Origin of the sequence: Streptomyces sp. NPDC092952 (genome assembly GCF_044754785.1) — a bacterium.
Taxonomy (GTDB): domain Bacteria; phylum Actinomycetota; class Actinomycetes; order Streptomycetales; family Streptomycetaceae; genus Streptomyces.
Genome location: NZ_JBIVPT010000027.1, coordinates 20858 through 39436, shown reverse-complemented (window position 1 = coordinate 39436; position 18579 = coordinate 20858). Strand labels below are relative to the sequence as shown.

Annotated in this window: 14 protein-coding genes; 13 read left to right on the top strand and 1 reads right to left on the bottom strand. The window is 73.0% G+C overall.

Going from position 1 to position 18579, the window contains the following annotated elements; all coding sequences use genetic code 11:
• Positions 1-41 precede the first annotated feature (41 nt).
• A complete protein-coding gene (gene mnmA / locus ACIQGQ_RS34080; protein ID WP_402403549.1) occupies positions 42-1166 on the top strand; it encodes a tRNA 2-thiouridine(34) synthase MnmA in 1125 nt (374 codons plus the stop codon).
• Between the two features lie 236 nt (positions 1167-1402).
• On the opposite strand, the gene ACIQGQ_RS34075 is transcribed toward mnmA, so the two are convergent.
• Positions 1403-2206, bottom strand: coding sequence for an alpha/beta fold hydrolase (locus tag ACIQGQ_RS34075; protein WP_402403546.1), 804 nt, complete (start codon positions 2204-2206; stop codon positions 1403-1405).
• A gap of 158 nt (positions 2207-2364) precedes the next feature.
• Between ACIQGQ_RS34075 and ACIQGQ_RS34070 the strand changes: the two genes are divergently transcribed.
• The 12 genes from ACIQGQ_RS34070 to ACIQGQ_RS34015 all read left to right on the top strand — a co-directional run bounded on the left by ACIQGQ_RS34070 (position 2365) and on the right by ACIQGQ_RS34015 (position 18493).
• Complete coding sequence (locus ACIQGQ_RS34070) at positions 2365-2904, top strand: TIGR00730 family Rossman fold protein (RefSeq protein WP_402403543.1); 540 nt, start codon at positions 2365-2367, stop codon at positions 2902-2904.
• Positions 2905-2933: 29 nt separating this feature from the next.
• Entirely contained in the window at positions 2934-3623 is a 690-nt protein-coding gene (locus tag ACIQGQ_RS34065; protein WP_402403541.1) for an SDR family oxidoreductase, read from the top strand.
• Positions 3624-3742: 119 nt separating this feature from the next.
• Positions 3743-4768, top strand: a complete 1026-nt coding sequence (locus ACIQGQ_RS34060; RefSeq protein ID WP_402403538.1) for a methionine synthase — start codon at positions 3743-3745, stop codon at positions 4766-4768.
• Between the two features lie 30 nt (positions 4769-4798).
• Entirely contained in the window at positions 4799-7000 is a 2202-nt protein-coding gene (gene ligA, locus ACIQGQ_RS34055) for an NAD-dependent DNA ligase LigA (RefSeq protein WP_402403535.1), read from the top strand.
• A 398-nt stretch (positions 7001-7398) separates the two neighbouring features.
• Positions 7399-9582: a putative bifunctional diguanylate cyclase/phosphodiesterase gene (locus ACIQGQ_RS34050; protein ID WP_402403532.1), complete on the top strand. Its 2184-nt coding sequence runs from the start codon at positions 7399-7401 to the stop codon at positions 9580-9582.
• A 210-nt stretch (positions 9583-9792) separates the two neighbouring features.
• Complete coding sequence (gatC, locus tag ACIQGQ_RS34045; protein WP_007266718.1) at positions 9793-10089, top strand: Asp-tRNA(Asn)/Glu-tRNA(Gln) amidotransferase subunit GatC; 297 nt, start codon at positions 9793-9795, stop codon at positions 10087-10089.
• A gap of 6 nt (positions 10090-10095) precedes the next feature.
• Positions 10096-11598: an Asp-tRNA(Asn)/Glu-tRNA(Gln) amidotransferase subunit GatA gene (gene gatA / locus ACIQGQ_RS34040; RefSeq protein ID WP_402403529.1), complete on the top strand. Its 1503-nt coding sequence runs from the start codon at positions 10096-10098 to the stop codon at positions 11596-11598.
• A complete protein-coding gene (locus ACIQGQ_RS34035) occupies positions 11595-11834 on the top strand; it encodes a hypothetical protein (RefSeq protein ID WP_402403526.1) in 240 nt (79 codons plus the stop codon). The genes gatA and ACIQGQ_RS34035 overlap by 4 nt, the downstream gene beginning before the upstream one ends.
• 15 nt (positions 11835-11849) lie before the next feature.
• Complete coding sequence (gene gatB / locus ACIQGQ_RS34030) at positions 11850-13358, top strand: Asp-tRNA(Asn)/Glu-tRNA(Gln) amidotransferase subunit GatB (RefSeq protein WP_402403523.1); 1509 nt, start codon at positions 11850-11852, stop codon at positions 13356-13358.
• Positions 13359-13394: 36 nt separating this feature from the next.
• Complete coding sequence (locus tag ACIQGQ_RS34025; protein ID WP_402403520.1) at positions 13395-14687, top strand: SLC13 family permease; 1293 nt, start codon at positions 13395-13397, stop codon at positions 14685-14687.
• 133 nt (positions 14688-14820) lie between these two features.
• Positions 14821-16938 carry a phosphocholine-specific phospholipase C gene (locus ACIQGQ_RS34020; RefSeq protein ID WP_402403517.1) on the top strand — a complete coding sequence of 706 codons (2118 nt, stop codon included), beginning with the start codon at positions 14821-14823 and terminating at the stop codon, positions 16936-16938.
• A 79-nt stretch (positions 16939-17017) separates the two neighbouring features.
• Positions 17018-18493 (top strand): hypothetical protein, encoded by a 1476-nt coding sequence (locus ACIQGQ_RS34015; protein WP_402403514.1) that lies wholly within the window; start codon positions 17018-17020, stop codon positions 18491-18493.
• Positions 18494-18579: the final 86 nt, after the last annotated feature.

Sequence of the window (18579 nt, the reverse complement as noted above, 5' to 3'; positions counted from 1 at the left end):
AGGAGCGTTCGGTTCCCGGCGCCCCGTACTCTGGTGAGGCTATGACTGAGACTTCCCAGCGCCCCCTCCGCGTGCTCGCCGCCATGTCGGGCGGTGTCGACTCCGCCGTCGCCGCGGCCCGCGCCGCCGAGGCCGGCCACGACGTGACGGGTGTGCACCTCGCCCTCTCCGCCAACCCCCAGTCCTTCCGTACCGGGGCGCGCGGCTGTTGCACGATCGAGGACTCCCGCGACGCCCGCCGCGCCGCGGACGTGATCGGCATCCCGTTCTACGTCTGGGACCTGGCGGAACGGTTCCGCGAGGACGTCGTGGACGACTTCGTCGCCGAGTACGAGGCCGGCCGCACGCCCAACCCCTGCCTGCGCTGCAACGAGAAGATCAAGTTCGCCGCGCTCCTCGACAAGGCCCTCGCCCTCGGCTTCGACGCCGTCTGCACCGGCCACTACGCCACGGTCGTGCGCAACGCGGACGGCGGCCGGGAGCTGCACCGGGCCTCGGACATGGCCAAGGACCAGTCGTACGTCCTCGGGGTGCTGGACGAGAAGCAGCTCGCCCACGCGATGTTCCCGCTCGGCGACACCCTCACCACCAAGGACGAGATCCGCGCCGAGGCCGAACGCCGCGGCCTCGCCGTCGCCAAGAAGCCCGACAGCCACGACATCTGCTTCATCGCCGACGGCGACACCCAGGGCTTCCTGGCGAGCCGGCTCGGCACCGCCGAGGGCGACATCGTCGACGAGTCGGGCACCAGGGTCGGCACCCACGAGGGCGCGTACGGCTTCACCATCGGCCAGCGCAAGGGCCTGCGCATCGGCCACCCCGCCCCCGACGGCAAGCCGCGCTACGTCCTGGACATCTCCCCGGTGGACAACACCGTGACGGTCGGCCCGGCCGAGGCCCTCGACGTCACCGCGCTCACCGCCATCAGGCCCCGCTGGTGCGGCACCGCCCCGGCCGGCCCCGGCACGTACACCGCGCAGCTGCGCGCCCACGGCGGCGAGACCGAGGTCACCGCCGAACTCGTCGACGGCACCCTGCACGTCGCCTTCACCGAGCCGGTCCGCGGCGTGGCCCCCGGCCAGGCCGTCGTGCTCTACGACGGCACCCGCGTCGTCGGCTCGGCGACGATCGCCACGACGGCCCGCCGCCAGGTCACCACCGCCTGAGAGCCCGTCGGGCGACCTCCGACCGGGCTGCCACGTCCTGGCACGCGCGCCTCCGGCGGTGCCGGAACGCCCGAGCAGCTCCGCTACAAGGGCATCCGGCGCCTCGGGATCGCCCGCACCGGACCGCCGTCCGCCCATCGATCGAAGGTCACCCGACAGGCTCTGAGCGGCCCCGCCCCCGCGCGTCCGCGTCCGACCCCCGTACGGGCGGGGACGCGCGGGGCGGAGCCGCCGTCTCAGGACGCCCGGCGGAGGTCCAGGCCGTCCTGGGCGAAGAACTCCGAGAGGACCGGCGCCACCGCCTGCGGCGCCAGGTCCCGGGTCTGCCCGGTCAGGATGCGGTGCCGGGCGCGGGGCAGGGCGTCCGCCAGGGCGCGGGCGGACAGCCGCGCCGGGGTGGGGCTGGCGCCGCCGCAGACCACCAGCGTGCGCGTGGTGACGGCGGCGAACCGCTCGGCGGGGATCGAGCCGTCCCCGAGCAGCGCGTCGTCGTACGCCAGGGTGTGGGCCATCGCCACCAGGCCGCTCCACAGCGGGGCCCGGCGCATCCGGGCGATCAGGTCGGACGGCACCCCGGTCACCGACAGGTACAGCTCCACGGCGCCCGCCCGGTCCCCGCAGCCCAGCAGCCGGCGCAGCCGGTCCGTACAGCACGCCTTGTAGCGCAGCCCGGCGGCGCCAGGGGTGTACGGCGGCTCGTACACCGCCACCAGGTCCAGGGGCACCCCGGCGGCCCGCGCCTCCAGGGCGAGCGCGCCACCGGCGCCCACACCGAACACCGAGGCCGCGCCGCCGACCGACCCGACGAGCGCCGCCAGGTCCTCGATCTCGCGCTCGCGCGCGTAGGGGCCGCCGTCACCACTGGCGCCCCGGCCGCGCCGGTCGTACGTCACGACACGGAAGCGCGGCGCCAGCAGGCGCGCGAGCGGCGCCCCCGTCTCCGCCGTGTCCAGCGAGCCGCCGACCAGGACCACCGGCGGGCCCTCGCCCCGGTGCCGGTACGCGATCGAGGTGCCGTCGCGGGAGAGAATCTTGTCCATGCGAGGGTGGACCGCCGACCCCGGAGAAACTCATCGCTCCGGACCAAGATTTTTTGAGATTCCATGAAATCGCAGGTCAGGGCGGTAGAACTGGTTCTGGTGACCGGTTCGGGACGGTGGGCGCACCGGCTGTCGGCGGCGGCGCCTACGGTGGTCGCATGAAGATCTGTGTCTTTCTCTCCGCCGCCGACCTCGACGACCGCTACACCCGGCCCGCCCGTGAATTCGCCGAACTCCTCGGCAGAGGGGGCCACACCCTTGTCTGGGGCGGCTCCGAGAGCGGGCTGATGAAGGTCGTCGCCGACGGGGTCCAGGGAGCGGGCGGGCGGCTGGTCGGGGTCTCCGTCGACTTCCTCGCCGCGAAGGCGCGCACCAACGCCGACGAGATGGTGATCGCCCGCGACCTCGCCGAGCGCAAGGCGCTCCTCCTGGAGAAGGCGGACGCGGTCGTGGTCATGGTCGGCGGCACCGGGACGCTCGACGAGGCGACCGAGATCCTGGAGCTGAAGAAGCACGGCAAGCACGACAAGCCGGTCGTCCTGCTCAACACGGCCGGCTTCTACGACGGGCTGCGCCAGCAGTTCCAGCGCATGGAGGACGAGGGCTTCCTGCCCCTGCCCCTCACCGACCTGGTGTTCTTCGCCAAGGACGGGGTGGGCGCCCTGGCCTATCTTGAGGAGTGGTCCGGGCTGCGGTGACGGGGCGGCGGGGTGCGATCATGAAGGGCATGTCCACTCATGTCATCACCGGCGCCGGATCCGGCATCGGAGCCGCCGTCACCCGTCGTCTGCTGGAGCGCGGGGACGAGACCGTGCTGATCGCCCGGGACGCGGGCCGGGCGCGGGAGCTCGCCGAGCTCCACCCCGGCGCGCGCACGCTCGTCGGCGACCTCTCCAACCCGGACCGGCTCTCCTGGGCGCTCGCCCACCAGAGGATGCCCGAGCGGGTCGACTCGCTGCTGCACGTCGCGGGCATCGTGGAGCTCGGGCCGGTCGGTGAGCTGACGCCCAAGGCCTGGCACCTCCAGCTCAACGCCAACCTGGTCGCCCCCGCCGAGCTGACCCGGCTCCTCCTGCCGCAACTGCGCGTCGCCCAGGGCCACGTGGTCTTCGTCAACTCCGGCGCCGGCCTCGCCGCGCACGCCGAGTGGAGCGCGTACGCCGCGAGCAAGCACGGGCTGAAGGCGCTCGCCGACTCGCTGCGCCACGAGGAGCACGGCAACGGGGTCCGGGTGACCTCCGTCTACCCCGGCCGCACCGCCACCCCCATGCAGGCCAAGGTCCACCGCCAGGAGGGCAAGGAGTACGACGCCGCCCGCTGGATCGACCCCGAGTCGGTGGCCACCACGATCCTGATGGCCCTCGACCTGCCCCGCGACGCCGAGGTCAACGACCTGACGGTCCGCCCGGGCCGCTGAACAGGCCCTGAGGGCCGTCCCGTGATCAGTGGCGGGCGTCCCTCCGCCTCGCGAGGCACCCCATCCGACGCCGCCCGCCGATCCGCCAGGGACCACGGGGCAGCCCTTAGTCTTTCCGGGTGAGCGAGAAGAGCGGGTTCAGCGGTTGTCCGGCCACCGGAATCGGGTCCATGCCCGGGGGAGACGCGCGGGAGGCGGCGAAGACCGTCACCGGCTCCTTCGCGGGCGGTGAGGGGCTGCCGTACCTGGCGGAGCTGCCCGCCCGCGGGCCCGGCGCGGACATGGTCGGACGGACGATCGGACTCCTCGTCGACCTGTACGGGCACGTCGAGCCGAGCGGCTGGCGGATCAGCGACCGGCCCGGCCGCGACACCCGCCGGGCCCGGTCCTGGCTCGGCGAGGACCTCGACGCCCTGGAGGAGTTCACCCAGGGGTACGAAGGGCCGCTCAAGGTCCAGGCCGTCGGGCCGTGGACGCTGGCCGCCGCGCTGGAACTCCGGGGCGGCGAGGCCGCGCTCGGCGACCCCGGGGCCTGCCGCGACCTGGCGGGCTCGCTGGCGGAAGGGGTGCGCGCCCACCTCGCGGAGGTACGGCGCAGGGTGCCCGGTGCCCGGGTCGTCCTGCAGCTCGACGAACCGTCGCTCACCGCCGTACTGCGCGGGCGGATCCGGACGGCCAGCGGCTACCGCACCCACCGCGCCGTGGACCGCCAGATCGTGGAGGGCACGCTGCGCGACGTTCTCGCGGCCGCCGGGGACGGGCCGACGACGGTGCACACCTGCGCCCCCGAGGTGCCGTTCGCGCTGCTGCGCCGGGCCGGGGCCGGCGGGATCTCCTTCGACTTCTCGCTGCTCACCGAACGTGAGGAGGAGGCGATCGGGGAAGCCGTCGAGGGCGGCACCCACCTCTTCCTCGGCGTGGTGCCGAGCACCGACCCGGCCTCGGGCGGATTGTCGGACCCGGGCGGTAGCGTCATGGGTGTCAGGACGCTGTGGCGCAGGCTGGGGCTGAATCCGGGGACTCTGTCGGAGTCCGTGGCCATCACCCCGTCGTGCGGGCTGGCGGGTGCCTCGCCCGCCTACGCGCGCGCCGCGCTCGCCCACTGCGTCCGGGCCGCGAGATCGCTCGCGGACAACCCTGAGTAACGGGGCAACGGGTAACGGGAGGACGAGACGATGGCCGGCGAACAGCAGACGGCGGTGCCCGCACAGGCCCAGGAGCGGCACATGCTCCTCGCCGAGCAGATCGAGGAGCACCGCTTCCGCTATTACGTGAACGACCAGCCGATCGTGAGCGACGCCGAGTTCGACCGGCTGCTGCGCGAACTGGAGGCGCTGGAGGAGACGTACACCTCGCTGCGCACACCGGACTCGCCGACCCAGAAGGTCGCCGGGCCGTACCGCACGGAGTTCACCTCCGTCGAGCACCGCGAGCGGATGCTCTCGCTGGACAACGCCTTCGACGACGAGGAGCTGGCCGCCTGGGCCGAGCGGGTCGCCAGGGACGTCGGCACCACCGACCACCACTTCCTGTGCGAGCTGAAGGTCGACGGCCTGGCGGTCAACCTCACCTACGAGCACGGACGGCTGACCCGGGCCGCCACCCGGGGCGACGGCCGCACCGGCGAGGACATCACGCCCAACGTCCGGACGATCGCCGAGATCCCGCACCGGCTGAAGGGCGACCGGGTGCCGGAGCTGGTCGAGATCCGCGGCGAGGTCTTCTTCCCGATGGACGCCTTCGAGGAGCTGAACGCCCGGCTCGTCGAGGCCGACGACAAGCCGTTCGCCAACCCGCGCAACGCGGCGGCCGGCTCCCTGCGCCAGAAGGACCCGAAGGTCACCGCCACCCGCCCGCTGCACATGGTGGTGCACGGCATCGGCGCCCGCGAGGGCTTCGACATCGACCGCCTCTCGCACGCCTACGAGCTGCTCCACGAGTGGGGGCTGCCCACCGCCAAGTACAACAAGGTGGTCGGCTCCCTGGCCGAGGTACGGGAGTTCATCGCGTACTTCGGGGAGAACCGGCACTCGGTGGAGCACGAGATCGACGGGGTGGTCGTCAAGCTCGACGAGATCCCGCTCCAGGGCCGGCTCGGCTCCACCTCGCGCGCGCCGCGCTGGGCGATCGCCTGGAAGTACGCCCCGGAGGAGGTCAACACCAAGCTGGTCAACATCCGCGTCGGCGTCGGCCGGACCGGCCGGGTCACGCCGTACGCCCAGGTCGAGCCGGTGGAAGTGGCGGGCTCCGAGGTCGAGTTCGCCACCCTGCACAACCAGAACGTGGTGAAGGCGAAGGGCGTCCTCATCGGGGACACGGTGGTGCTCCGCAAGGCCGGTGACGTCATCCCGGAGATCCTCGGCCCGGTCGTCGACCTGCGCGACGGCACCGAGCGGGCGTTCGTGATGCCCTCGCACTGCCCCGAGTGCGGTACGGAGCTGCGGCCCATGAAGGAGGGCGACATCGACCTCCGCTGCCCCAACGCCCGCTCCTGCCCCGCCCAGTTGCGCGAGCGCGTGGCCTATCTCGCGGGGCGCAAGTGCCTCGACATCGACCACTTCGGCTATGTCGCCGCCGCGGCGCTGACCCGGCCGCTGGAGCCCGCCGAGCCGCCGCTGCGCGACGAGGGCGACCTGTTCGGGCTGACCGTCGAGGAGCTGCTGCCGATCCGGGCCTACGTCCTGGACCAGGACAGCGGGCTGCCCAAGCGCGATCCGAAGACCGGTGAGGAGAAGATCGCCCGGGTCTTCGCCAACCAGCAGGGCGAGCCGAGGAAGAACGCCCTGGCGATGCTCGACGCCATCGAGGCGGCGAAGAACGCCCCGCTGGCCCGCATCCTGACCGGGCTGTCCATCCGCCATGTGGGCCCGGTCGCCGCCGCGGAGCTGGCCCGTCAGTTCCGTTCCATGGACCGGATCGACGAGGCCACCGAGCAGGAGCTGATCGACGCGGACGGGGTCGGTTCGATCATCGCCGCCTCGGTGAAGCAGTGGCTCGCCGAGGACTGGCACCGGGAGATCCTGCGCAAGTGGCGCGAGGCCGGGGTCCGGATGGAGGACGAGGCGGGAGCGGAGGACGAGGGGCCGCGCCCGCTCGAAGGACTCACCGTCGTCGTCACGGGCACGCTGGCGGACCACACCAGGGATGGCGCGAAAGAGGCGCTCCAGAGCCGTGGTGCGAAGGTGACGGGTTCCGTTTCGAAGAAGACCTCCTTCGTGGTCGTCGGGGACAACCCCGGTTCCAAGTACGAGAAGGCCATGCAGCTGAAGGTTCCGGTACTGGACGAGAGCGGCTTCGCCGTCCTGCTCGAACAGGGCCCGGACGCGGCGCGGGAGGCGGCGGTGCCGGCCGGGGAAGCGGCGGAGCACGGCGGATGACCGGAGGAACGGGGGGCGGAACGCCGCCGCCGGGCGGCACGGGGCGGACGCGGGGGTCCCACCGGGTGCCGGCGGCGGTGGCCGCCCGTCCGGGACCGGCGACGGGCGGGCGCCTCGCGGGCCGGGGGCGAATCGGCGGATCGGGGGCGCCACCGGACGGAACGGGGCGAGTGTTCCGGTGGGTGTCCGGTTCACCCGATCGGTGCATAGCAGATGCTGACGGACGGTCGGTTCGCATTCGGGCAAGAGCGTCCGAGCGCTGCCCGTAAGCACCTTCCGCGGCCTACTGTTGAGACGTGCACCCGCCGTGCCCGGCCGCGGGGTGGGAGACCGGGCCGTGCCGGCGGGGAGCGGAACCAACAGGTGACATCGGCATCGCCGGCTGTGAGAGGGACGGAATGAAACCGACCGAGAGCGCCGCACCGGTGTCGCGGCTGCAAGGTTTCGTCGGCCTCGCACCAAGCGTGGGGGTCGTTCTCATCGCGATCGCGGCCGTTCAGATCGCGACCGGTTTCTACCGCACGGTGAGCGCGAGCGAAGCGCTCTTCCCCGACGGCCGGGTCGGCTGGGCCCTCGCCGTCCTGACCGGGATCATCGTCGGCCATCTCGTCGCGCTCGGCCGCGACCGCTGGTGGGGAGGGACCGGTTCCGGCGCCTCCCTGACCCTGGCCGTGCTGCTGCTCTACGGCTGGGTCTCCGCCGGGCTGGTCAGCCTGGTGGTGGTCGTCCTCGTCGGCGTCGCCCGCCGGCACCGCTGGTACCAGGGGCTGCTGCACGGCGCGGTGGACATCCTGGGCATCGGCGCGGCGGGCCTGGTGCTCGTGGCGTTCGGCGAGACGCACACCGTCGCCTCGCCCTGGCACCCACTCGACTGGGGCATCGGCGCCGTCCCGGAAGTCCTCCTGGCCGCCTCCACCTACCTCCTCGTCACCCGGGTCCTGCTGTGGTACGCGCGGACCCCGCAGGGCGGCGGACTGCCGACCATCGCCCGGACCGCCCTGCTGCGGCAGGGGATGGTCGCGCTCGGCCTGGTCGCCATCGCGCCGCTGATCTGCGTCGTCGCGATGACCACCCCGGTCCTCCTGCCGCTCTTCGCCGTCCCGCTGATCGCCCTGGACTCCGCCCTCTGGATCGCCCGGGCCCGCGCCGAGGAGCAACTGCGCGACCCGCTGACCGGGCTGCCCAACCGGCAGTGGCTGCTGGAGCGCACCTGGACGGCGCTGGAGGAGGCCGAGTCCGTCGGGGCCAGGGCCGCGCTGGTCCTGATCGATCTGGACCGCTTCCGCGCGGTCAACGACACCCTGGGCCATCTCGCCGGGGACCGGCTGCTGCTCCAGATAGCGGACCGGCTCCGGCTCGCGCTGCCCCGGGGCGCGGAGGTCGCGCGGCTCGGCGGCGACGAGTTCGCGGTGCTGCTGCCGACCGCCGACTCCACCACCAGCGCCCAGCGGGTCGCCCGCCACCTGGTCGCCGAGCTCTCCTCCCCGCTGGACCTCGACGGGCTGACCCTGGTGCTGGAGGCGAGCGCCGGGGTCGCCGTCCATCCCGATCACGCGCTGGACGCCGAAGGGCTGCTCCGGCGCGCGGACGTGGCGATGTACCAGGCCAAGCGGGACCGTACGGGCGTCGAGGTCTACGAGTCGAAGCGGGACAGCAACACCCCGGACCGGCTGGGACTGCTGGGCGATCTGCGCCGCGCGCTCGACGCCGGCGAGGTCGAGCTGCACTACCAGCCGAAGGTCCGTTTCGACGGGCAGGTCGCCGGGCTCGAAGCGCTGGTGCGCTGGGTGCACCCGGAGCGCGGGCGGGTCCCCCCGGACGAGTTCATCGCGATCGCCGAGTCGTCCGGCCTGATGCCGCACCTCACGGAGTACGTGCTGGAGACGGCGCTGGCCCAGGTCGCCCGGTGGCGGGCCCAGGGCCTGTTCGTCCCGGTCGCGGTGAACGTCTCCCCGCGCGACGTCCACACCCCGGGGTTCGCGGGCGGCGTCGCGGCCCGGCTCGCCCGGCACGGCGTCCCGGCCGGGGCCCTCCAGCTGGAGATCACCGAGCATGTGCTGCTGGAGGACCCGCAGCGGGCCGCCGACACGCTCGCCGGGCTGACCGGGCACGGTGTGAAGATGTCCCTCGACGACTTCGGCACCGGGTACTCCTCCCTCGTCCACCTGCGGCGGCTGCCGGTCAGCGAGCTGAAGATCGACCGCTCGTTCGTGGCCCGGCTCGCCGTGGACAACGAGGACGCGGAGATCGTCCGCTGCACGATCGACCTGGCCCACTCGCTCGGCCTGCTGGTCGTCGCCGAGGGCGTCGAGGACGACGAGACCTGGGAGCGGCTGCGCGATCTGCGCTGCGACGCGGTGCAGGGCTGGCTGGTGGCCGCCGCGATGCCGCCGCAGGAGACCACGGCCTGGCTGCGGGCGCGCGGGCGGCACGGCTGGCGGCGTCCGGCCGAGCTGGCGGCGGCCGCCGCGGCGGCGGCAGCGGGGGGAGCGCCGGAGCTGGAGCAGCGCCCGGGCGCCCGGACGGCCGCGCCCCGCCCGGCCCCGCGCCCCGCGACCCCCCGGGGCCGCGCGGCGACCTGACCGGCCCGGGGCCCGGGGCCGGTGCCCGCTCCGCCCGGGCGAGGGCCGCCCGGGAATCCGTCCCGATACCGGAAATCCCGCTCCGGCCCGGACGATTGCCCAGGTGGCGGAAGACGCGGCGGGCGACCCCATAGGATTGGGGCCGGTGGCACATTTCCACCTGCCGCCGGCCCCGGCCGAAACCACACACCAACCCCTGAGGATCGCTGCATGCCTGGCATCACGCGCGAGGAGGTCGCCCACCTCGCCCGGCTGGCGCGTCTGGAGCTGAAGAGCGAAGAGCTCGATCACTTCGCCGGTCAGCTCGACGACATCATCGGCGCGGTCGCCCGCGTCTCCGAGGTCGCCGACCAAGACGTACCGCCGACCTCCCACCCGCTGCCGCTGACCAACGTCATGCGCGCGGACGAGGTCCGTCCGTCGCTCACCCCCGAGCAGGCGCTCTCCGGCGCCCCGGCCCAGGAGCAGCAGCGTTTCAAGGTGCCGCAGATCCTGGGGGAGGACTAAGAAGACATGACGGACAACAGCATCATCATCAAGCTCACCGCGGCCGAGATCGCCGGGAAGATCGCCTCCGGCGAGCTCACCGCCGTCCAGGTCACCGAGGCCCACCTCGCCCGGATCGACGCGGTCGACGAGAAGGTCCACGCCTTCCTGCACGTGGACCGCGAGGGTGCCCTCGCGCAGGCCCGCGCCGTCGACGCGAAGAAGGCCGCCGGCGAGAAGCTCGGCCCGCTGGCCGGTGTCCCGCTCGCGCTGAAGGACATCTTCACCACGAAGGACATGCCGACCACCGTCGGCTCCAAGATCCTCGAAGGCTGGGTCCCGCCGTACGACGCGACCCTCACCCAGCGGCTGAAGGCCGCCGACGTCGTCATCCTCGGCAAGACCAACATGGACGAGTTCGCCATGGGGTCGTCCACCGAGAACAGCGCCTACGGCCCGACCGGCAACCCCTGGGACCTCACCCGCATCCCCGGCGGCTCCGGCGGCGGCTCCTCGGCCGCCCTCGCGTCGTACGAGGCCCCGCTCGCCATCGGCACGGACACCGGCGGCTCCATCCGCCAGCCCGCCGCCGTCACCGGCACCGTCGGCGTCAAGCCCACCTACGGCGGCGTCTCCCGCTACGGCATGGTGGCCTTCTCCAGCTCCCTGGACCAGGGCGGCCCCTGCGCCCGTACCGTCCTCGACGCGGCCCTGCTGCACGAGGCGATCGGCGGCCACGACCCGATGGACTCCACGTCCATCGACGCCCCCGTCCCGCCGGTCGTCGAGGCGGCCCGCAACGGCAGCGTGGAGGGCATGCGCGTCGGCGTCGTCAAGCAGTTCTCCGGCGAGGGCTACCAGGCCGGTGTCGTCCAGCGCTTCAACGAGTCGGTCGAGCTGCTGAAGTCGCTCGGCGCCACGATCGTCGAGCTGGACTGCCCCTCCTTCGACCTGGCGCTCTCGGCGTACTACCTGATCGCCCCGTCCGAGTGCTCCTCCAACCTGGCCCGCTTCGACGCCATGCGCTACGGCCTGCGGGTCGGCGACGACGGCACGAGGTCCGCCGAGGACGTCACCGCGCTCACCCGCGAGGCCGGCTTCGGCGACGAGGTCAAGCGCCGCGTCATCCTCGGTACGTACGCGCTCAGCTCCGGCTACTACGACGCGTACTACGGCTCCGCGCAGAAGGTCCGCACACTCATCACGCAGGACTTCGAGAAGGCCTTCGAGCAGGTTGACGTCATCGTCTCCCCGACGACGCCCACCACCGCCTTCCCGATCGGCGAGCGCGCCGACGACCCGATGGCGATGTACCTCGCGGACCTGTGCACCATCCCGACCAACCTCGCGGGCAACGCCGCCATGTCGCTGCCGTGCGGCCTGGCTCCCGAGGACGGGCTGCCGGTCGGGCTGCAGATCATCGCCCCCGCCATGAAGGACGACCGGCTCTACAAGGTCGGAGCCGCCGTCGAGGCCGCCTTCGTGGAAAAGTGGGGTCACCCGCTGCTGGAGGAGGCTCCGTCGTTGTGAGCGCACTGACCAAGGCCAAGGGATTCAAGAAGTCCAAGGCCGGTACGTACCTGTCCATCGGCACCACCGCCTTCGGGGCGGTCGGCGTGTTCAAGCAGGCCAAGCAGGCGCGCTTCGAGCACGACACGCTCCGGCTGATCGACGCCGTCGTCTCCGCCGCCGCCATCGCCACCGGTGTCGCCCTGCTGCTGCGCGAGCTCAAGCGCCTCGGCGACGACGACGTACTGCTGGGCTGAGAGGGAAGTTTCACCGTGACTGTCACCGACCTGGTGCCGTACGAGGACGCGCTCGCGTCCTACGACCCCGTCATGGGCCTGGAGGTCCATGTCGAGCTCGGCACCAAGACCAAGATGTTCTGCGGCTGCTCCACCGAGCTCAAGCAGGACGCCAACTCCCAGACCTGCCCGGTCTGCCTCGGCCTGCCCGGCGCGCTGCCGGTCGTCAACGAGATCGGCGTCGAGTCCGCCATCAAGATCGGCCTCGCGCTGAACTGCGAGATCGCCGAGTGGTGCCGCTTCGCCCGGAAGAACTACTTCTATCCGGACATGCCGAAGAACTTCCAGACCTCCCAGTACGACGAGCCGATCGCCTACGACGGCTACCTCGACGTCCAGCTGGAGGACGGGGAGATCTTCCGCGTCCAGATCGAGCGCGCCCACATGGAGGAGGACACCGGCAAGTCGACCCACGTCGGCGGTGCCACCGGCCGTATCCACGGCGCGTCCCACTCCCTGCTCGACTACAACCGGGCCGGCATCCCGCTCATCGAGATCGTCACCAAGCCGATCGAGGGCGCGGGCGCCCGCGCCCCCGAGGTCGCCAAGGCGTACGTCGCCGAGCTCCGCGAGCTCATCAAGGCGCTCGGCGTCTCCGAGGCCCGCATGGAGATGGGCCAGATGCGCTGCGACGTCAACCTGTCGCTGCGCCCCAACGGCACCGAGACCTTCGGCACGCGCTCCGAGACGAAGAACGTGAACTCGCTGCGCTCCGTCGAGCGGGCCGCCCGCTTCGAGATCCAGCGCCACGCCGCGGTGCTGTCCTCCGGCGGCACGATCGTGCAGGAGACCCGGCACTTCCACGAGGAGGACGGCTCCACCACGGCCGGCCGCATCAAGGACAACGCCGAGGACTACCGCTACTTCCCCGAGCCCGACCTGGTGCCGGTCGCCCCGGCCCGTGACTGGGTCGAGGAGCTCCGCAAGGGCCTCCCCGAGCTGCCCCGGCTGCGCCGGGCCCGGCTCAAGGAGGAGTGGGGTGTCTCCGAGCACGACATGCAGTCCATCCTCAACGCCGGCGCGGTCGACCTGATCGTCGCCACGACGGACGCGGGCGCCCCCTCGGACCAGGCCCGCAAGTGGTGGATGGGCGAGCTGGCCCGCAACGCCAACGAGACCGGCCGCGGTCTCGACGAGCTGCCGATCACCCCGGCGCAGGTCGCCCGGGTCGCCGCGCTCGTCGCCTCCGGCGACCTCAACGACAAGCTGGCCCGCCAGGTCATCGAGGGCGTCCTCGCGGGCGAGGGCGACCCGGACACCGTCGTCGAGAAGCGCGGCCTGAAGGTCGTCTCGGACGAGGGCGCGCTCTCCGCGGCCGTCGACGAGGCCATCGCGGGCAACGCGGCCATCGCCGACAAGATCCGCGGCGGCAAGGTCGCGGCGGCGGGCGCGCTCGTCGGCGCGGTCATGAAGGCCACCCGCGGCCAGGCGGACGCGGCCCGGGTGCGCGAGCTGATCCTGGAGAAGCTCGGCGTCGAGGGCTGATCCGTACGTCCTTCGAGGGGCGGCGCACCCACTGGGGTGTGCCGCCCCTTCACCTGTCCGGAGGGTCCGCTGAACACCGTCACCGCCGAGATCGTCTCCGTCGCCCTTCTGCTCGGCGTGCTGGTCTTCGCGGTGGTGCGCCCGCGGGGGCTGCCCGAGGCCGCCGTCGCCGTACCCGCCGCCGTGCTGGTGACCGCCGTCGGCGCGGTCTCCTGGCCCGAGGCCCGCGCCCAGGTGGAGAGCCTGCTCCCGGTCGTCGGCTTCCTCGCGGCGATCCTGGTCCTGGCGAAACTCTGCGCGGACGAGGGGCTGTTCACGGCTGCCGGGGATCTGGTCGCCCGCGCCTGCCGGGGGCGGACCGGGCCGCTGCTCGGCGGGGTCTTCCTCGTCGCGGCCGTGATCACCGCCGTACTCAGCCTGGACGCCACGGTCGTCCTGCTGACCCCCGTCGTCCTCGCCACCGCGGCCCGGGTGGGCGCCCGGCCCCGGCCGTACGTCCACGCCTGCGCGCACCTCGCCAACTCGGCCTCCCTGCTGCTGCCGGTCTCCAACCTGACGAACCTGCTGGCGTTCACCGCGAGCGGCCTCTCCTTCACCCGGTTCGCCGCGCTGATGGCCCTGCCGTGGGCGGCCGCCGTCGCCGTGGAGTACGCCGTCTTCCGCCGGTTCTTCGCCGACGACCTGGCGGCCGGGGCACACCCGCCGGAGCCGGAGGCGGACCGCCGGCCCGTCCCCGTCTTCACCCTCGTCGTCCTCGCCCTCACCCTGGCCGGATTCGTCGCCACCTCGTTCGCGGGCGCCGAGCCGCTCTGGGCGGCGCTGGCGGGCGCCGCGGTGCTGGGGGGCCGGGCGCTGGCCCGCCGCGACACCACCGTCACGGGCATCATCCGCTCCGCCCACCCGCTGTTCTGCCTCTTCGTCCTCGCGCTGGGCGTCGTGGTCCGGGCCGTGGTGGACAACGGGCTCGGGGCGGGCATCGAGGCGTTCCTGCCGGACGGCTCCTCGCTGCCCGCGCTGCTGGCGGTGGCCGCGGTGGCGGCCGTACTCGCCAATCTGATCAACAACCTGCCCGCGATCCTCGCCCTGCTCCCGGTCGTCGCGGCGGCCGGTCCCGGACCGCTGCTCGCCGCCCTGATCGGCGTGAACCTCGGCCCGAACCTGACCTACGTCGGCTCGCTCGCCACCCTGCTCTGGCGCCGCATCCTGCACGCCCACGGCATCGCCCCCGAACTCGGCCACTTCACCCGGCTCGGGCTGCTGACCGTACCGGCCACCCTGGTCGCGTCCACGGTGGCGCTGTGGGGGTCGTTGCGGCTGATCGGGGTGTGAGACGGCCCGCGTACCCGGTTGGACTTCCCGGCCGACCTGTTGGACGTTCACCGCGCAGCCGTCCCGAGTCCTTCCGCCCGCCACCCGGCCGGATTAGCTTCCGGGCTGAACGACAGGACTCGGGAGGCCCCACTTGACCACGGACATCTCACGGCGTCGGCTCCTCGCGATCGGTGGTGGCGCGCTCGGCGCCGCGACAGCCGGGTCGCTGCTGCCGCCCTCGCTCCAGGCCGCGATCGCCGCACAGCCCGCCCACGCGGCCGGTGCGGGCGGCCGGGACGGGCTCGGCGCCATCAAGCACGTGGTGATCCTCATGCAGGAGAACCGGTCCTTCGACCACTACTTCGGCACGCTCCGCGGCGTACGCGGCTTCGGCGACCGCAACGCCGTCGAACTGCCCGGCGGGAAGCCGGTCTTCGAGCAGCCCGCACCGGCGGGCGCCTCCGTGCTGCCGTTCCCGGTGCGTGACGCCGCCGAGGCGCAGAAGAAGGACCTCCAGTACATCGGCGCGCTCGACCACTCCTGGAGCGGGGGCGGCAAGGCGTGGGCCGGTGGCTGGATGAACGGCTGGGTCTCCGCGAAGACCGCCGCCACCATGGCGTACTACGACCGCCGCGACATCCCGCTCCACTACGAGCTCGCCGACACCTTCACCGTCTGCGACGCCTACCACTCCTCCATCCACTCCTCCACCAGCCCCAACCGCAACCACCTCTGGAGCGGGAAGACCGGCAACGAGCCGAACGGCAAGCGGGCCGTCGGCAACGACGCGTACGACGAGGGCACCCATCCCGGCTACGACTGGGGCACCTACGCCGAGCGGCTGGAGAAGGCCGGGCACAGCTGGCGCACGTACACCGAGTGGGAGAACTTCACCGACAACCAGATCGAGTTCTTCGCCACCTTCAAGGCCGTCGCCCGCAAGGCGCTGGCGCGGACCGGCGGCCACACGTACATGGAGTCGTTCTACTCCGCGATACGCGACGCCGGCGACGCCGAGCGGCAGCGGCTGTTCGGGCTGCTGGAGGAGGGCGTCGCCACCCTGGACAAGGCCGAGCGCAGCCTCTTCGAGCGGGCGCTGCGCCGGGTGGAGACCGGGAAGCTGGCCGAGGAGTTCGCCAAGGACGTGGCGGCCGGGACGCTGCCCGAGGTCTCCTACCTGGTGCCCTCCGCCGTCGACTCCGAGCACCCGAGCGTCTCCTCGCCGGTGCACAGCGCCACGATCGTCTACAAGATCCTCGACGCCCTGGGCAAGCACCCCGACGTGTGGCGGCACACCGCGGTCTTCATCAACTACGACGAGAACGACGGCTTCTTCGACCACGTGCCGCCGCCGGTCGCCCCGGCCGAGGTGACCGAGGAGCAGTGGGAGGGCAAGCCCACCGGCCTCGGCGTCCGGGTCCCGATGCTGGTCGTCTCCCCGTGGACCGTCGGCGGCTACGTCTGCTCCGAGGTCTTCGACCACACCTCCGTGATCCGCTTCCTGGAGCGCTGGACCGGGGTGAAGGAGCCGAACATCGGCGCCTGGCGGCGCACCGTCACCGGCGACCTGACCTCCGCCTTCGACTTCACCCGCGCCCGGCGCCGCCCCGAGGTGGAGCGGCCCGGCGCCATCCCGCCGTTCAGCGGCCGCTGGGCGCCCAAGCCGCCCGCCGTGCAGCGGATGCCCGAGCAGGAGCCCGGCCGCCGCCCGGCCCGCCCGCTGCCCTACCAGCCGGACGCGCGGGCGAGCCTGGTCGACGGCGCGGTACGGGTGGTGCTCAGCAACACCGGCCGCTCCTCCGCCCACTTCGCCCTCTACCCGTACGCGGGCGAGTTCCCGGCCCCGGTCCACCGGGACGTGAAGGGCGAGGCGCGGTGGACGGTGCCCGTCGCCGGGGAGGCGTACCGCTTCACGGTCACCGGGCCGAACGGCTTCCGCCGCGAGTTCGCCGGAGCGGCGCGGAACGGCACGGCCGAGGTCGCCTCCCGGATCGACGCCCATGAGCGCGACATCCACCTCACCCTGCGCAACACCGGCCGCACCACGCTCACCTTCACCGTGCGCCCGCTCGGCTACGTCGAGGAGGCGGACCTGCGCGACTGGACCCGCACCGTCAAGGTGAAGCCGGGCCGCAGCCGCACGGTGGTGCACTCCGCGGCCGACGCGCACGGCTGGTACGACCTGGCCGTCACCGTCGACGGGGACGACGTCTTCCGCCGCCGGCTGATGGGGCACATCGAGAACGGCCGCGCGAGCGTCTCGGGCTGACGGTCCGCCCGGCGGGCCGTCCGCAGGGGAGTCCGGTGCCCGCCGGAACCACGGCGGCGCGGCCCACGTGTCCCTGATCATGAACGAACTGATCGAGAAGTGGGACGGAGTCACGGCGGGCGCCGCCCCCGAGGAGGCGGATCCCGTCGTCCTGGAGTGCGCCCGCCTGCTCGCCGCCGAACCGGACGGCGAGCAGGCGGTCCTGCTGGCCTTCGGGCTGGTGAGCATGGCGCCGTACATCCTCGGGCGACGCGGCGCGGCCGTCGAGCGGGCCGTGGTGGACGCGCTGGGCGCCGCCGCCGAGGCCCTGGACGAGCGGGGCCTCCGGGCCGGCGGGTGCGGGCACGCGGACCATCCGTACACCGACAGCCTGGAGGAGTGGGACACGGACGTGGACGGACTGTCCTACGCGCCGGACGTCGAGGTTCCGTTCGACGAGTGGGACGGGGCCGACTCCTGCCCCCGCAATGCCGCCGGATGGGCGCGGACGGCCGCCGACGTGATCCTGCCGGGCAGCGCGGACGGCATCCCCCGGATCGTCCCCGAGGACCATCAGAGGTACATCCGCAGCCTGGGCAGTGTGCTCAACGACTATCCGAACGGTGAACCGCTCTGGGACCTGGAGATCCACGCCGTACCGCCCGGCGACCTCTCCCGGGCCTCTCTCGCCGGCTATGTCGTCGTCGCCCACGCGAACTGCTGGTACGCGGGGTCGGGCCGGATCAGACAGCGGTCGCTGCTCGACGACATGATCGAGGGCCTGGAGTCCGTACTGCCGCTGCTGCCGGACGGGGCCTGCGCGCACGGGGACGGCGAGCACCCGGCACTGGGCTCCGGCCGCGACCAGCAGGCCGCCGAGGGCATCCACCTGCAGAGCCCCGGCGGCCGTGCCGTCCTGCGCCAGGAGCACGCGGACGGATACGGGGCCCCGCTGGAGGCATGGACGTGCCCCACCTTCCTGCGCGCCCTCGCCGTCGAGGCCCGGGACCATCTGCGCGAAGCGGTCGACCGGCTCTTCGGCACCCGGGAGACGGCACATCTGGACCGGGTGTACCTGCGCCCCGACGGCCGGCTCGACATCGAGTCGCTGAGCGCGCGGCACGCCCCGTTCCAGGACGAGACGGCCTCCGAGGAGGCGGCGCTCTGGGCGGCCCGGCGCTACGAGCGGCTCGGCCCGGACGGACCCGCCCCCGAGCGGACCGTCCTGCTGCTCCTGATGGGCACGGCGGCCGACTCCCTGGAGCTGTCGTACGGGATCGCCCGCGAGATCCTCGGCATCCTCCGTACCGCCGCCACCACCCTGCCCGGCGGCGCCTGCGACCACGCGGACGGCCATGCGCCCGGCGGTGAGTGCGCGTCCGACCGCCTGGCACGCATCGTGCGCCTCCACGCCCCCGGAATGTGCCCCGCCCCCGGCGCGGATTCCGGCCAGGGCTCCGGGAGCGAGCCGCTGACCTGCCCCGTCCATCTGGCGGAGGTCGTCAGGAAGGGCATCGCGGAGATCGAGGAGCAGTTCGAGGACGAACTGGAGGCGGAGGAACAACGAGCCGGGTGAGACGGCCGGACCGCCGTCGCGGAGGGGGCCGCGGCGCCCCCTCCGCGCCTGTTGTGAGTAAGGCCACGAAAGAGACAAAGGATCAT